Origin of the sequence: Lactococcus petauri (genome assembly GCF_023499275.1) — a bacterium.
In the GTDB taxonomy this organism is placed as follows: Bacteria; Bacillota; Bacilli; order Lactobacillales; family Streptococcaceae; genus Lactococcus; species Lactococcus petauri.
In genome coordinates, this window is the sequence record NZ_CP094882.1 from 1608135 (window position 1) to 1624719 (window position 16585).

The 16585-nt window shown below is 34.7% G+C and carries 16 protein-coding genes; all 16 read right to left on the reverse strand.

Annotation, left to right across the window (positions count from 1 at the left end; translation table 11 throughout):
• Complete coding sequence (locus lgb_RS07805; RefSeq protein WP_019293386.1) at positions 1 to 1236, reverse strand: conjugal transfer protein; 1236 nt, start codon at positions 1234 to 1236, stop codon at positions 1 to 3.
• Positions 1237 to 1435: 199 nt separating this feature from the next.
• On the reverse strand, positions 1436 to 3571 hold the full coding sequence (locus lgb_RS07810) for a MucBP domain-containing protein (protein ID WP_249663200.1): 2136 nt from the start codon (positions 3569 to 3571) through the stop codon (positions 1436 to 1438).
• 463 nt (positions 3572 to 4034) lie between these two features.
• A complete protein-coding gene (locus lgb_RS07815; protein WP_019293437.1) occupies positions 4035 to 6830 on the reverse strand; it encodes a VaFE repeat-containing surface-anchored protein in 2796 nt (931 codons plus the stop codon).
• 180 nt (positions 6831 to 7010) lie between these two features.
• Positions 7011 to 8024 carry a hypothetical protein gene (locus lgb_RS07820; RefSeq protein ID WP_019293438.1) on the reverse strand — a complete coding sequence of 338 codons (1014 nt, stop codon included), beginning with the start codon at positions 8022 to 8024 and terminating at the stop codon, positions 7011 to 7013.
• Between the two features lie 213 nt (positions 8025 to 8237).
• Entirely contained in the window at positions 8238 to 8549 is a 312-nt protein-coding gene (locus lgb_RS07825; protein WP_019293439.1) for a hypothetical protein, read from the reverse strand.
• Between the two features lie 78 nt (positions 8550 to 8627).
• Positions 8628 to 8780, reverse strand: a complete 153-nt coding sequence (locus lgb_RS07830) for a hypothetical protein (protein WP_019293440.1) — start codon at positions 8778 to 8780, stop codon at positions 8628 to 8630.
• 197 nt (positions 8781 to 8977) lie between these two features.
• Positions 8978 to 10258, reverse strand: a complete 1281-nt coding sequence (locus lgb_RS07835; RefSeq protein ID WP_019293441.1) for a MucBP domain-containing protein — start codon at positions 10256 to 10258, stop codon at positions 8978 to 8980.
• 77 nt (positions 10259 to 10335) lie between these two features.
• Positions 10336 to 10638: a hypothetical protein gene (locus lgb_RS07840; protein WP_035005056.1), complete on the reverse strand. Its 303-nt coding sequence runs from the start codon at positions 10636 to 10638 to the stop codon at positions 10336 to 10338.
• A gap of 32 nt (positions 10639 to 10670) precedes the next feature.
• Complete coding sequence (locus lgb_RS07845; RefSeq protein WP_308339612.1) at positions 10671 to 11897, reverse strand: replication initiation factor domain-containing protein; 1227 nt, start codon at positions 11895 to 11897, stop codon at positions 10671 to 10673.
• Positions 11898 to 11904: 7 nt separating this feature from the next.
• Entirely contained in the window at positions 11905 to 12402 is a 498-nt protein-coding gene (locus lgb_RS07850) for a helix-turn-helix domain-containing protein (protein WP_064305331.1), read from the reverse strand.
• A 381-nt stretch (positions 12403 to 12783) separates the two neighbouring features.
• Positions 12784 to 14466 (reverse strand): FtsK/SpoIIIE domain-containing protein, encoded by a 1683-nt coding sequence (locus lgb_RS07855; protein WP_064305332.1) that lies wholly within the window; start codon positions 14464 to 14466, stop codon positions 12784 to 12786.
• A 6-nt stretch (positions 14467 to 14472) separates the two neighbouring features.
• Positions 14473 to 14952 carry a DUF961 family protein gene (locus lgb_RS07860; protein WP_019293435.1) on the reverse strand — a complete coding sequence of 160 codons (480 nt, stop codon included), beginning with the start codon at positions 14950 to 14952 and terminating at the stop codon, positions 14473 to 14475.
• 15 nt (positions 14953 to 14967) lie between these two features.
• On the reverse strand, positions 14968 to 15267 hold the full coding sequence (locus lgb_RS07865; RefSeq protein ID WP_019293434.1) for a hypothetical protein: 300 nt from the start codon (positions 15265 to 15267) through the stop codon (positions 14968 to 14970).
• Between the two features lie 206 nt (positions 15268 to 15473).
• Positions 15474 to 15641 (reverse strand): hypothetical protein, encoded by a 168-nt coding sequence (locus tag lgb_RS07870; protein WP_227671660.1) that lies wholly within the window; start codon positions 15639 to 15641, stop codon positions 15474 to 15476.
• A gap of 61 nt (positions 15642 to 15702) precedes the next feature.
• Positions 15703 to 15993 carry a type II toxin-antitoxin system RelE/ParE family toxin gene (locus lgb_RS07875; RefSeq protein WP_019293432.1) on the reverse strand — a complete coding sequence of 97 codons (291 nt, stop codon included), beginning with the start codon at positions 15991 to 15993 and terminating at the stop codon, positions 15703 to 15705.
• Positions 15965 to 16189, reverse strand: a complete 225-nt coding sequence (locus tag lgb_RS07880) for a hypothetical protein (protein ID WP_019293431.1) — start codon at positions 16187 to 16189, stop codon at positions 15965 to 15967. The genes lgb_RS07875 and lgb_RS07880 overlap by 29 nt, the downstream gene beginning before the upstream one ends.
• Positions 16190 to 16585 lie beyond the last annotated feature (396 nt).

Below are 16585 nucleotides of genomic sequence, written 5' to 3' on the forward strand. Positions count from 1 at the left end.
TTAGTCAGCATAATTTGCTGGAATATTATATTTAAAATCAGTAGCAAAATATGTGTTGTCATTTTGCTTGATATTAAACGCAAACTCCTGTTTATATTCACCCATTTCTGATTTGAAAACAGCTTGAACATAAGCTTTATATGTGCCATTATCTTGTTTTTGATAATAGCTGTACGTTACCTTACTAAACTTTTCAGCAGAGTTATAAGTTAAACCTGATGATATGTTTTCTAAAGCACTCTGATTAGTGGTATAAGCTGTAAAAAGACCTTGTACAAAGCGGTCTAAATTTTTCTTGTCTTCTGTCGGCAACTGATCGCTAGCAAGAAACTCTCTTTTTACATTTTGTTTACCATATATAGACTGTTCATTTTGAATAAAAGGCTCTCCTACAATGACATAGCCCTTATCTTTTTTCTCAAAATAAACTGTAGTTTGTACTGTTTTCTTTTGAAGATTTTTAGATTTCTTTGAGCCTGTTTCATAGGTCACTAAATAGGTTGCCTTCTCCTTGTCTAAAGAAAGTAGTGTACTGTTCACAAATCGAGAAGCTTTTCGTTTGGCTAAATCGCCTTGATATTCACTACCGTAAAAATTTGATATTTTTGTTGCATAAACTTTTTGACTCTCTTTATTTTCAGGATATTCAAAATAGGTTTTCACAAAGTTATCAAGAAATAGTTTTGCCTTAAAGTCAACACTGCTTTCATACTTACTTTTTTCTGCCATATCTACTGTTTTAATCTCATGGACTGGTTTATATCCACTTAAAACAAGCACAGAAAATAGTGCCGTGAGCGAAAAAATAAATAGAAGAAAACCTCTCACTAGCCAAATAGTCATTTTAGGAGATATTTTTTTATTTTGATAAAGACTGAACTTCTTCCGAGTTTTAATTTTTGGAGAAGACTTCTCCTTTTTAGAATTCTCAAATAAAGAAGTTCCTTTACGCAAGGGCTTTTTGTCTTTGGAAACAGCCTTATCTGTTTCAATTTCCCTTTGACTTTTCTCTATTTCCCCTAATAATGATACCTTAGAAGAAATATTATCAACATTTTCCTTTTGAGCTACGGCTTTACTATGTTCTTGTTCTTCAAAAGCATTAATCAAAATTTCTGCTTCCTCAGAAGTTATACTTTTAGCTATTGATTGAGCCTCAATACCGTTACTCTGTGCAAGAAAAAGAAGAGCTTCTGGCTCTACCTTTAAATCTCTTGCTAGATGAATAATTTTCAAGTTTCACCTCCATTTTATTTATTCCCCCCTCCCACCACACTGAATAATTTTTCAAACTTGCATTTTGCAAGATTTTTTTTCGTAACTTCAACAAATTATTAAATAATTTATCCTAAAGTCACCTTATTCTTGACTTTAATATAGTTTTTCGTTTTTTGATAAAGAAAAAGAAGTTATAACTCATAACTTCTTTTTGGTATTATTTATTTAATTTCTTAAAGCGGAAAATCCAAACGACTGCTCCTAGAGCTAAAAGAATTAGTCCTAAGATGATACTCATCATCGTCATTCTTTCATTCTCCCCTGTTTCAGGTAAACCATGTTGTGTTGAAGATATTGTTCCTTGGTTGTTGTTTTTATCATTTGAACTTTGTTTATTCTCAGGTTTCGGTTCTGAGTTTACTCTATTTTTAGTATATACGTAAGTTACAGTTTGAACTTGTTCTGTGAATTGACCAGTTGTATTACCTTGAACCTCTTTGAAAGTATATCCCTCAATAGCTTTCTTTTCAGTGCTATAGCCTTCTCCAACAGTTCCTGATTTCACAATATCTTCTGAAATCTTGTTCCCATCTGTATCCACATACTTAACAAGGACTGTTCCAGTTATATTAGGAATTTCATTCTTAGTATACACATAAGTGACTGTTTGAGCTTGATCTGTAAATTGACCAGACATATTGCCTTGAACTTCTTTGAAAGTATACCCATCAATAGCTTTCTGTTCTGTTTTGTAAGTTTCACCGACACTACCTGTTTTTACAATATCGTCTGAAATCTTATTTCCATCTGTATCGATATATTTTGCAGTAACATCTCCACCTTTTACAGGTTGAGCATCTTTTACAGTAATTGTGGCTACAGCAGAATATTCTCCTTGGTTTTCAGCAGAAAAGAAAGACGGAAGTATTCTTGAGTAAGTTATTTTATAAGTTCCTACTTTAGAAGTATCGACACTTCCGTCAACAGTGATGTGTGAAAAAGGAACTGCATTCCCATCATAATCTGTGGCACTGTCAAAGTTATCTTCTGGTTCCCATGTATCGCCAACTATTAACTCTGAATCATGTACAGTAACTGTAGATTGATCTTTAGTTTGTTTATAAACATAAGTAACCGTTTGGGCTTTATCTGACAGACTCCCTTTTCCATTAGCTGGGAGCTTGCTTTCGTCTAAAGTGTAGCCATCAATTGATAACTTATAGACGTCCGTAGTAGCATCATAAGAATCTCCTACGTTACCACTAATAGTTTGAGCAGAAACATTGGGAATTGGTTTCCCATCTTCATCTACATATCTGACAGTCACATCCTCTGCTTTGATAGAAGTATTTTTTACATTTACTGTTACTTCTACAGGAGCAGCTTTAGCTCTGGAATCAATAGTATCAGGCAGAATGGTATTCAACATAACTTTATAAGATCCTGGTTTTGTTAAATCGACTGTTTCCGAAAAATTACTACTCAAAGATACACCTGGAACAGCACCTGAAGGAGAAAATTTAGCATTAATATCTGCTAAAAATTGAGACTCGGATACACTGCTATTCACATCATAATCTATTTCTGGTAAAGAAGTGATAACTAAATTACCATAAACATATGGTGAAAAACTTACTCTTAAAAATTTATAGGTGATTCCCTCACTAACAGAAGTTAATGGATCACCAAAAGGTGTATAAGCAAAACCAGCACTTACTATCTGTTCTCGACCATCTTCTACCTTCGTTTTAAAGGTATCAATGGCAGATTCATATTCAAAAATGTTAGGAGCAAAGTCTGTTTCTGGCATGGGTACTCTCTCTCCTTTTATACCAATAAAAGGATTGGGAATATTTTGATAATAGTAAGAATATCTCCCTTTCAAAGAGCTAATGCCTTCTAAAAACTCGATTTGATTTATGCTTGTCAATATACCAAATGGGCTCATATCAACAGCAGAGTCGCTTTCGCTATTGGGAATGGTCGAATATCCAGAATAACTAAGTGTCGTTAAAGAAGTTAAAGGAAGTAAAAATTGTACATCTTTGCTTGGGGTACCATTACCACTAACTAAATTTAATTTTGTTAAATTCGTTAAGTGTTGAAACCCATCCCATCCACTAGCATTAGCTTTTAGTTCCTTAATCGTATCTAGTTGTTCTTGAGTAACTGAATCTGTAGGGCTAATCCCTAGCTGCGTGCTAATATCAGTTACAGCTTCATTATTATTCGGTATTAATTGATTTAAAACCCCTAATGATTTCGAATCTTGAGAATGAGAATCTCCAATTTGTGACACTATAGGATTTTTTGATTCCTCTTCACCTTTATATTCTGGTTGAAGTTGTGTCACCTCAGAAGCTAAAACTGAAATTGAATTATTTAAAGATCCAACAAGTAGGAGCGAACACATAAAATATGATATAGCTTTATTTTTTTTCATCACATATTCCTTATTTTTAATCAATTATGTATAACTTATAAATAACTGAGTGTAGATAAAATATTAATTTTTTCTACACTCAACACATTTATAGTCTACTATTAAGGCATTTCCATTATTTTTCATCGTCTTAAAACACATTACTATAAAAAATAGGACCTCTATATTTTATCATGGAAGTATGATATACTAGGATTACATTATGAAAACAAATATAAACAAGAGTCAATAAAATTAATATTTTGTTGACTCTTGTTTTTTTTATTGAAACAACACACAAAAACTTGAAATCTTTGTATGTTGTGTTTTATATTTGACTTTTTAAATAGTTTGTCACTCACTCACTGCTTTCAATGGTCAATATTTATTATTTTTATTTTTTGTTAAAAAGACCTTTGATTTTTTCACCTTGCCAAACAGCTAAACCTAAAAGAAGCATTCCAAGTCCTGCAATACTCCAAAGGGCTTTTTCTTCACCTGTTGAAGGGAGAATACTCTTTGGAGTGTCTGGAGTTTTTGGTGTTTCTTTTTTAGGCGTTTCAGGCTTCTTCACCGTAAAGGTTTCCTTTTCATCATCTTTGTTATGGTGAGAAATCAGTGGTGGCTCTTCTTCATTTGGTTTCTCACCATGCCATGCGTCCTCATAGAAGGTAATCTTATGCCCTGCATATTTCTTCGCATCTACTTTGACAGGAACTTCTACCGTACCTGAAGTATCTTCGGCTTTGAATGTCAAACTACCGTCTACATCAATTACTTTTTTCAAGTTATGGTCATAAGCTTGTGTGATTTTAACCGTGTAAGTATCGCCTTTAACCAATCCTTCATAGAAGAATTTGTCGATTACAGTCGTTGTTTCAGGTGTAATTTCCTTATCCTGAACTTCCGTATGACTGTCTGCTTCATCTACCTTAACCGTTTGAGAAGGATTGTCTTTGTAGTTGTTTTCTTCAACGACCTTGTTTCCTTCTTCATCTGTGACAAGTTCAGTCACAGTATAGTCTTTGTTCTGGTCTTTCACCGTGTTAATGACTGGGAAATCCAACTGAACTGTGGCACTACCGTTTTCGTCCGTTGTAAATTTCTTTTCTGCAGTAATAGCTTTACCTTTATCATCTTTTACTTCTTTACCTGAATCTTTGTAAACGACTTTCCCTTTGAGGTTGAGTTCTTTAGAAGCAGGAAGGTTTGACATTTGCGCCATATCTGTCACTTGTGCTTGCCCTACACCAAGTGTCTTATCACCATCTACTTTATCCTTAGCAGTAGTCGTAATGGTTGGTGTTGGTTTTTCTTCTGGCTTGTCTGTAAACGTACCAAGGTTCAAGTTGAACATGATATTGTTATCTGTCATGTGTGACACATCAATATCATTTGTAGAGATAATTTGTCCTGTGACTGTATCTTTAAAGACAAACGTATAACTTGTAATGTTACCGTCCTTATCACGATTTGTTGTATGCGTAACCGTAAATGGATTGATAGGTTGTAAACCATCTGGTGTTTCAACTTCTGTAAACTCATAATCCCCAAAAGTAAGTAAATCTTTGAAATCTACGACACCATTGGTTGTAATCCCTGTGCTAGGGTCAGTGACTGCTTTAGAAGTCACTCTTACAGGCTCACCTTTTGTATCATTGATTGATTTGGCTTCAAAGACTGCACCATTCAATCCAGTAAGTGAACCATTGACATCTTGTGCTTTTGACCAAACCACACCAAACTTACCTACACGGTCTTTGGCTGTGGCTTCTTCAACATAGTTTTTTGTGTCTGAGTTGTATTTGTCTTTTTCATCAAATTCAACATCATATTTTTTCGTTGACAGTTCATAGCCTTCAGGAGCTTTTGTTTCTTGCCAGTAGACTTTATCTGAGAAGTTCAGATTTTTAAGTTTTACCCCTTTAGAAACATCTGTCATACGAAGGACAATATTATCCCCTGCGACTTTTTCGCCTGCGACTGCTGTAATAGGATAGCCTTCATTGCCATCTTTCCAAGTGACAGGTTTTCCACTTGATTTATAGAAAAGCCCCCATTCAGAATTTTCAAGATGACCTGCACCTTGTGTTTCAGTAGAGCCTGTATCGGCATCTTGTTTGAGAAGTGTTGCTTCACCAAGACCAATAGTTTTAACTTTTAAATTTCCTTCCAAAGTTGCTGGGTCAGATGTGGCAAAAAGTGTTTGTCCTACTTTTCCGTCAGGATTGATTGTACCGTAAATGTAACTCGGTTGGAAATCTCTATTGATATTATTCCACATTTCTACACTACCTTCTTTACCAATTGCTTTTGGAGTAGCTGAAACCTCAAGAGTATTTCCTTTGCGTTGAGCAATTAATCCCTCACTTGGATTGATATTGTCAAATGGAAGTCCATATCCACCTGCATTTCCTGCAATAACTCCTGCCTTATCCGTGGCAGTGGCACTTGACCCTGCAATAACGGTTAAAGGATTAGGGTTAAAATCTGGATTTTTAGAGCTTGCGACTGCTTGCTTAAGAATTACTGTCGCATGTCCAATGACTTTATTAATATCCGCACCTGTGGACTCTAAACCTGTAATTTTATGCCCACCAACAACGTTGTTCAATTTTGAAGTATCAACTTCTGAAACTTTTGGAAGTAGTCCCGAAACTTCATTTTGACCTGCTTCAACTAACCACATGGCAAACTGTGTCGCAAGGTTAATGTTTTTGTCTGCTTCCGCATTATTCACTTCACCAATGTAAGTAATGTTATTAATGAGATTGCGTTGGTACTCTGTCATCTCATTCCATAACTTATAGACTGCTTCACTTTGACCTGCTTTAGTCGCATAAGCGCCATTAAAGACATCCACAAAAGGCTCTAAACAGAATGTCGTTGCACCATTAACTTCCATAAAGTTTGCGGAAGCTTCATGACCGTTCGACCATTTGACCGTACCAGTACCTGAAAACTTATAGTTAACTGGCCCTTTATCGGGAAGTGAGATTGAACGTGCAGGGCTTGAAAATGGACTAATATTTAAAACATCTGCTTGTGCAAGACCTGCGAGAGAACCACCTACAGTGAGTACGAGCATAGACATTGTGATCATATGTTTCCCTCTTTTATGCATACGGAAACGCGTATTTTTTTCTTCTGTGAGAGCTTTTTGTAATTTTTTCTTTTTGAATTTCGACATCACTTTCTCCTATTTTTCTTTTTAATTCTGAGCAAAACAAAAAAGCGTGCTTTTCACGCTTTATATTAGTTATTAAATTATTATCTCCCCCATTCTAAAATCCTTTTTATGCCTTGATTGAGGGCTGAATATAAAAAAACGGCAGTTTCATAAGAAAGTACCGCTTTATTTTTTTATTAATTAATATGCACCAGCAGACCATCCACCACTTGTTGCATTAGCATTAAGCCAATCTGCAGCTGCACGACCTGCTTCTGCTAAAGAACTAAATCCTCCCTGTGACCAAACAATTTGTCCTTCTTTATTTCTTACCCAACCAGTAAATGTCTCTGCCGGAGGAGGAGTTACAGTTCCACCCCCATTATTTCCACCTGTATTGCCATTACCGCCTGAGTTCCCTCCTCCTGTTGGAGGAGTAACTGTATTACCGCCACCTGTGCTTGGTGGGTTAGGATTTGAAGTATTAACACTTCCACCCCCTGCAGGAGCTTGTGGAGTTTGAGGTGTAGGTTGATAAGCATTAACATTATCATTTGTAGCTGCACCATTATTTACTGGGGCAGGATCAGTCACAACTGAATTTTCAGCTTGTGATTGATTTACTTCTGAATTATTAGTTTTTGTTGCCTTGTTAGAATTATCGACTGATTTTACATCAGAAGCTGCAACCTTAGCTGCTTCTGCTTTTTTAGCTTTATCTGCCTGTACTTTTAAAGCTGCAATATCTTTTGTCAATTTTGCTTTTAAAGTCTTGCTATAATCAGAAGTTAATTTTGATACAGCAGTTTGTGCTTTTTTCAATTTATCTGCATTGGTAGCATTTTTTTGATAACCTGCGACTGCTTTTTTAGCTTCAGTTTCAAGTTTTACACGATTTTTAATGCCGTCTAATTCTTTCGTCAATTGTTGAGCTGCTTTATCATCTTTTACCTGAGAGATAGCTTTTTTCGCAAGTTCTAATTTATTTGCACTAGGATTTTTTTGTGCTTCTGAAAGAGCTGCTTTAGCTTTTATTAATAACTCTTTATCTGCTTGTTTTGCATTTTCAATCGCTTGTTTTTTCTCTTTCTCCTGTTGGACTTGTTTAGCCTTTTCAGCTTTAACATTATAAGAATATGTAGCACCTGCAACACCACTAAGCAAAAGAATTGCCAAGCTAACACCTACAATAGTTTGTTTTTTGTTTAATTTCATCAGAGTTTCTCCATTTTCATTTTTTATTGAAAATAAACGGTGTTTTTGCCCAAATCCACACCTTCGAGAAGCTATTATTGCTCGGCTTTATTTATATAACTATTATACCATTCCCCCCTTGTAAATACAGGGTTTAACGGTACTTTTTTAATATAATTTCAAATGTGTGAAAGCAAAATCCCACCCATTTTTTATACTATTTCCGCTGTTTTTTTATTTTGCGCTACGGCGAGCTTGCGCTTGTACATCTTCAAGTTTTGCTTTCAATTCATTGAAAGATTTTTTTGAAAAATTATAAGATGATGAAGCTTTAACCAAGTTTTTAATAACATCATTTGTACGATTTGCAATAATTTCAATTGTATCGTCCAAAATTGTTGTGTCATTTTCTACTGTTCGTAAAACTTTACCTTTTCCTTTAAGCTTTTGAGCTGCTTCTTGAAAATCGTTTCCTGCAGCAAAGAGCGCTTCAATGTCGTTTACTTCTGTTTGAAGTAATTTAATTTCTTGTGATAGTGTTGGCATATTGTTTTCCTACTCTTTCTATTTTTTCCCTCCTCTGATTTTGCCTTCACACATCTGAAACTATTCAATAAAAAATGTTTATCCAAAAATTTCAGCAGTCCAACGTTCCGCAAAAACTTCTATAATACGGCTTGAACCGTCTGCATTGTAACCTAGGCGTTTATCCAAACTAGAAAATATTAAACGATATTCTCGATCAGTCAATTCTTCTCCAGCTTGAATTTTTTCCATTAATTCCGTATATTCTTTCTCTGATAAAATAACACTTTGACCTCCGTTCTAAATAAAAAATAGAGAATATCTATTCTCCAACTTTGAATGTTATTTTTTGAAAAGCTATTTTTCTCTATTCAGCTTTACTCTTTTTACATATAAGAGATTTTATATATAAAAAAAGCAGATACCTACCTACTTTTTTTATTATTTAATTAAGGAGCCGCTATCATGACGCCATAGCCTTTAATAACATAAGTAACAACTACTTTCTTATCCATAACTGTACCACTCGAATTTACAGGAACGTCATAATTACGCCAGTGTTCAATTCCTGACATTGCTCCATCAGGTTGAGGGGCAAGTAACCCGTTTACCTTATTCCCATTTTCGTCTTTTATTACTAATTTAATCATATCTGGGAATGAGTATGTATCACCTATTTTTGCTTGAATAGTTACATCATTCATAACATCACCTTGGTGATAAATATGACCATCATAATCTAATTCCACCGTATATTTTGAAATTTCATCATCCGTAACAGGTACTAATCCTTCTGGTTTATATGCTTTTGTATAACCTTTATTTGTTAAATCAGGAATAGAAAATTCATTTCCAGACTCATCTACAAATCTAACTACAATTGTTGCACTCTGATCAATAGCTTTATAAATATATTTAACAGTTTGTGTTGTACTTTCAAACTTACCATTAGTATTAGATGGTGTAACTATTAAAGAATATCCCTCAATATTTTTTGGAGAAGTTTTATACTCTGTTCCAATATCTCCCGTCAAAGTTTCGGTATCTGCTAATTCTTTACCTTGTTCATCTAAAAATTGAACAGTAATATTACCTTTTTCTATCGGCTTAGGATTATCCTTAAATTCATGAATATATCCCATATACTCATATCCTGACACTTCAGGAATTTCCTCAGAATATACACTGCCGAATGAATAAATCATTACTTTCGTGTCAGGCAAACTGCCAACCGTTTCAGCCGAAGCCTTATTTATTCCTCCAATACTTCCAGCTGCAAGTAGCAATAAAATAAGATTCTTCACACGTTTTGACTTATATAGCAGAAAACTTGCGGCAAGGGCACTAAATATCCCAACGACTAACAATAATTTTCCAGAATTTTCTCCTGTTTTAGGGAGTGAAGCATTAGATGATTCAACATCCGAAGAAATTACTGAACTTGAGATAGGGGTTTTTGATGAAGAGGGTGGAATAACCACCTCACTTTTGGGCACGACTTTCTTATAAACAAGAGTAAATGTCTCATTGTCATGTTGTACAATATGATCAATTTTACCTTTCTTTACCTGATTTTGTTCTAGGCTATTTAATTTCTCATAATCTACAAACCTTGTAGTCACTGAAGATTCATTATTTTCAAGTGCATATGCCTTTTGATTCCAAGAAATAGTTATGATACTTACCAAAATGGCAATAAAACCAATTATGGATAATACTTTACGTTTCATTATACCGTTTCCAATCTATATAGTTTCCTTAATTGTAACATACATTTATTAGCAAATTTTGTAATTTGTTAATTTTTCTATAAAACTTCTTCCGCATAACCATTGTCAATTAAAAAATAAATAGCTAACCTATAACCATAGGGCAATGTTCCTATTTTTTGATTTTTATGTTTTTCATAATAACTTTTTCTTGAAAGTTGCGCTTCATGAGGAAACATTAAACCTACTTCATCTAATGTTTTTAGAGCCGATTCTTCATCTGTAAGTTGAAAGTACAAAGAATCATGAACTTTATTATCATACTTTTCTTTATCAAATGTATAACTGCTTAAAGTTATCTTCAGCAATCTTGCATGATTTGAAAGCCGCTTTTCCTGCATTTTGTGAAAATGTTTCAAATTAGTTTCTATGGCTAACCTCCTTTGATAAGTTCGAGTTGTTCCAGTATTTTTTCATTTCTTTCTGTTATTTCCGCAGATTCTATGATTTCTTGTAAACGACTATCTCCCATCATTTCATCATATTTACTCAATAATAAATATGTTGAAGCAGGTCCACCATTTTCAAACCAATGAAACATACTATTGACATCAGGTTCTTCAGGCTGCACAGTAAAGTGATAAGCATTCATTGTTCCCATCAACTTATACCAGTCCATATCCAAATTGCCTTCTTTATCATAAAAGGTCAAGTTATCATTAATCAACTTAACCCCTTCTTCCGCAAAATTAAAATTTTCATTGACGAAACGCTCCACAAAAGCATTAGAAATTTCTTTACGCATGACTATTTCATAACGATTTTTTAAACCGTAGAGATCTCGAACAGATTCAACTGAAACTTTTTCTTGTTCTGCACGTTCATAATCTTTTTCATAGAAACGAAAAAATAAGTGTGTGCGTTTTGAACCAAAATAAAGAGATAAGCCATCATTGACTAATCCCTCTGCAGTTCTTCTTCCTCCCAAAATAGCCACATAACTTTTTTTACGACCGTTCCACCGTCCATCACGTGCGGCACTCAATAAGCTAAACAAATCGAAGTTTCCTTCTTTTTCGTTATACTGTTCATCAAGTGCCAAGTCAAAACGTGTTACTTTTACAAAATTTTCATTTTCAGGCGCTTTTCTTAATCCATAATCAATAGCATTTGAAAAGAAGTCATACCATGTTTTCTTATTTTGGTGATTTTCGAACTCATATTCTAATTCACGGCACGCTTGACCACTCATTTCAATCAAGACACCTGCTTTAGGGTCTTTATCATGATAATAAACATTGATATGCCCATAATTAAGAAAGAAGGGATAATTGTAACGTTTCATATCATTCAAGTGAAAGTTTTCGATTTTTAAACCCAAAACTTCTTTTATCACTTCATTGACTTTTAAAGTTTGGAATCGAATATTCACATAGTCAATCGTTGCAATAATTTTGTAGTGACTATCAAATCTTTTAAAGAAAGCCTTTTTTATCTTTTCCTTTAATTCAGGAGTAAGAGGTTTAATCCCTTTCTCGATTTTTCTATAATAGCTCAAAGAAATACCAAGAACATCAGACATAAATTGTTGTGTAACATGAGCACCTTTCCTTACAGATTTTACATCAATTTTTGTCGACCTCCTTCTAATAAAATTTATTTAATCACTATCTAATTGCAATCAACCACCACTCACCATTCATACGGTTACGAGGATATGTATCTACAAGAACAACTTCACGATTATGCCATATCCAAGTTTCAGAGATAATATCATCTTTTAAGTTTTTAAACCCAAGCCAATAATCATCTTTTAAACAAAGGTCAAAGGTACTGAATAATAATTTACCCTCTTTAAAAGTTGAGGGTTTAATTTCAATATCAGGTTCAAAACAATAAATCTTTACATCAAGATTTTCATTTCTTGAAGTAAGTATGTTGAGAAAATCAATAAGTTTTAGAAAATCATAGCCTGTTCTACCTAATAAACTATCAGTTGTAACTCCAAAATAGGCTGCAAGTTTTAATAATGTTTCGCTAGTAGGTGAACGTTTGCCAGTTTCCCATTGCTGATAAGTAGGTTGTGTAACCCCCAAACCTTTGGCTACTTCAAACTGAGTTAAACCTCGGTTGTTTCTCAATTCTTTAAGAATTTCTTCAAACATTAAACCTCCTTATAATTTAACAGGTGACACCTGCTAAACTCGCTTGTTTACTGGGATTGTTAAGGTAGTGTCACTTCTTACCCCCCTCATTAGCACTCTGGGGGTTTATCGAGTGGCGGCTTACGCCACCACTCCGTGCATTCGCACGCTCACTCCTTACGCTTCGCACGGAGCTATGCTTACGCTACTGCACGCATTAAATCCAAATAGAGAAGAACAGCTCCTCAATAAGTGGAAACTGCTGTCACGCACTACCGTTTGTGAGGGCAGTACGACCGTGGAAAATTGCTTGCCTTTGGCAAGTCGTCCTTCGGACAGACGGACAAGTCCTATAATTTACGCACAGCCGACTGCAGGTTTTATCAATTTTTTTGAATAAATCTAAGCCGTAGGCTTATTGAAATTTTCAAAATCTTTTTTGTACTCCGCTTCATCCGCCAAGATTTCATCAATAGCCGCCTTCAAGGTCAACTCTCCTGCTTCTTTGGCAGAAAAGACAGCCTGAATGGCATAATAATCATCTTCAGTATAAGGAGCTTCCTCTCGAATAGAAAAGCCCCCTGCAGCTAAACGCTCAATCACTGTTTTTACAGTTTTATTTGGCTGTTCCAATTTGCGGCTTAAAGATGTGATGGTATAAGTTTTATCTTCTAATTGTCCTGCTTCAGCACGTTCCTGCTCAATATTTGAGATAGGAGGTGCTTCTAGCTGAACAGGTTGAACTTCTTCCAACACAGGAAGTTTTGCAAGTTCTGAGATAAAATCATAACCTTCCGCAATAGGCACAAGTGGACTATAAAATTCACGTGCCAACTCACCGTTATTTGAAACATAGCCACGACCGATTTTCCCTTTAATATATTTAAAGGTTTTCTTTTCGTTTTCATCCCCAAAAATCATACGATAACCTGAAGCCGTTAAACGACCAACCGCCAAACGTTTCATGAAGTTATCACGTAACGCTGTTTTAAGGTATTCCCCATCAGGGCGTTGCATAGCTAAGATAAGAAATACACCTGAAGCACGACCTTTTAAGACAATTTGAGTGACCCATTGAATCACTTCATCATATTCTTGATAAGATAAACTTGCAATGAAGGCTGCCCATTCATCAAAAAGAATAAAGTCAGGAGGCAATCCATAATCTGAATATCGTTTGCCTGGCTTATATTCTGGATGACTGGTCATGGTATCATAGCGCTGATCCATAAATTCAACTGCTTGCCTTAAGCAATTCATCATACTTTCTTTATCGATGAAAACACGGTCTTTAAAAACTGGAACATCCATTAAACCAACAAAATCTGAACGCTTAGGGTCACAGATACTCACTCTACCTACACGAGCCAAGGCTGAGAGTAAGGACATTAAGAGTACTGTCTTACCTCCCCCTGTACCGCCTGCAATCAGTAAATGTGGGTCTGATTCATAATTCCAGTACACCCCATTCATGAGTTTCAAACCTAATTTCTTATCGATAACAACATCATCAACACCAATTCTATTTCGTTCTCCATCAATCGCAAACACATATTCTACATAAGACCTTTTAGCCAAAATCCTATTTTCATCAATAAAATTTTGTTCTTGAAAGTCCGCAAAGAAGGTTGTTTCTAATTCTGCAGAAAGAGATAAGAATTTTTCTTGATGTGTACCTCCATCAATTGGAAAATAAGTGTGTAACTCATAAGAATTGGGCTGTTTTACATAGATTCGAGCAAGTTTATGCCGTTCCCTTGTTCCTTTATCTGTTTTAACCGTCACTTTCTCAATAAGACTGTGTTGCACCAAATAATTCAATAAGAGCCGTTTATAATTTTTCATAGAAAAACTTCTAAAATGACCATACGTGAATACAAGCAATCCAAATCCCAAAGAAAAAGCAACAAAAAAAACGCCTGTCAAAACAAGAGCGAGCATTTTAGAATCCATTGCTTGAAAATCTTTATAAAAAGCTGCACTAGGACTACTCAAAATAAGCCCTACAATGCCTACAAAACTTTGACGGTCATATTTATCAGACAGTCTTAAACGAGAACCCTTAGACACATTTTTTTGTCCCATAGGCTATTATTTTTGGTCTGCAGCTTTATTTTCTGATTTATTTTCAGTTTTTGGAGCAGCAGTTTGATTGGAGTGATTAACTTTGCTTGCTTTTTCAATACTATCGGCACGGAACTTCACACCATCATAGTAATTTGTACGTGTTTGACCATTGTAAGTCGTCACTTCTTTATCATTCCAGAAGAAAGCAGAACGATTGCCGAGTTTGACTTCATCTTCAAATTCAATACCATCAAATTTTGTGGATTCAGGCATTTTAACTTCAATTTGTTCACCAAGTGCTTCAGAATAAAGTTTCACTTCATAATAGTCAACGACATTGGTTGGGCGGCGTTTAATTTCACCTTCTTCAGCTTCATAATCTTCATAAACCATTTGTGGCACAGCAGTTTGGAAAGTAAGTTTTCCAAGCCCTTTGTCAAAATCTGCGATTTCTTCAGTCAATACATTTTGTTTTTCAAATACTGTACTTAATTTCAATGTCATATATATTTCCCCTTTTTAAACTAATTTCAATGATTCAGCGTAAACAACATATTCATAAACAAATTTCCCTTTTTGGGTACGGTTACGAACTTGTGCCAGCTTAACATCTGTCAAAACAACTTCTTGACGGCGTGTAGGTTTTGCAGCATTAGAACCTTCTACACGAATTTCAAAACCTTCTGGCTGTTCTTTACTTGAAGCATGGTAACGAGTATAACCTTGCTCAACACCACGTTTTGCTTCAACTGTAACATTTTTATCTACGATGATTTTCTCACCGAGTAATTTTTTGGCTTTAATTGGAAATTTAATCATTTTTTTCTCCTTAAGATTAATTTTTTTTGCTAGTTAATGTCATAGCAGACAAAGTTAGGACATCATTTTTTTAGGTTAAATATGAATTTGAAAATTAATAATGGTAATAACACAATTGAGATGACTATAGCCATTAACACAATCACTAAAGAAACATTTTCTTCCTCTTCGTTTGATACTTCATAATAATCACAAATCATATTTACTTAAAACATAAATTTTTTATATGTTGCTTTAACACGTGTTAAAGTCCGTTCTGCATTCAAAAAGCCCCAGTCATTACTGGAAGCTTTTATTTTTTGTAGCTGATCTATCGCTTTTTTATACGACAATTGCAAGGCTGTTCTTTGGTCATAACGTAAACAACAGTCCATATGAAAATTATCATATATCAAATTGCAACGCCGCTCTATTTCTATCAAATAGTTTCCTCTCTCATTCTAAATTATTCAGCCAATCCTCACTCTCATGAAAAATCCTTTGAATGACGACTTCATCTGAATAATCAATAAAAAAATACCAATATCTCCATTGGTATTTTTGTCTTATTATATTGTTATTTTCAACTAAGGGATAACCCGAAGGATTCTTTGAAATCGAATTTTTTGCACTTTCAAACTCTCTTTTAAATCGAGCTAATACTCGTTTTGACCGTGTTTGATATGCGATAAATTCTTCCAGTCGTGCCAAATCTTGTTCAGCTTTCCCAGATAATTTTACCTTCAAATTTTTCAGCCCCTAATCTTCCCAATGCTTCATCAGCATCTACTGTCCCTTCTCTGTACACAGAAGATAAGCCCTCCATAAGTTTACCATCTAGGATAACTTGATTACGGAGTTTTCGCAGTTCATCCTGCATATCGTCATATTCTCTTTTAGAAATGGTAACCATTTCCTCACGTGATATATTCAGCATAGCCATAACTTATCTCCTTTACTTTTTCTACTTTGATTATACCATAGCTTTATAACTCTATAAACTGTCCTACTTTCTTTTAGATTTTATCTTTGCGTTATACTTTTGATTTTCATTGCTTATCGACTACCGCCCTCCGTCTGCCGTACTAGCAAATAGTTCAAGGTTTGAAAAACAAAAAAAGCTCTTTCAACGACCAAGAAGAAAGAGAGCAGCGAAGCCTTTAAGCATTCACTATTGACCGTACAGGAATCGAACCTATATTTTCTTTGGTACTCTGATGAAAACCAAAGGTATTTTACATTAAACTAACAGTCATTATAAAATCAGCTATAAAAGCCGATTTTTTAAAATTTATAACATATACTATTAAAATATCTTCATCATACATTACTGCCAGTA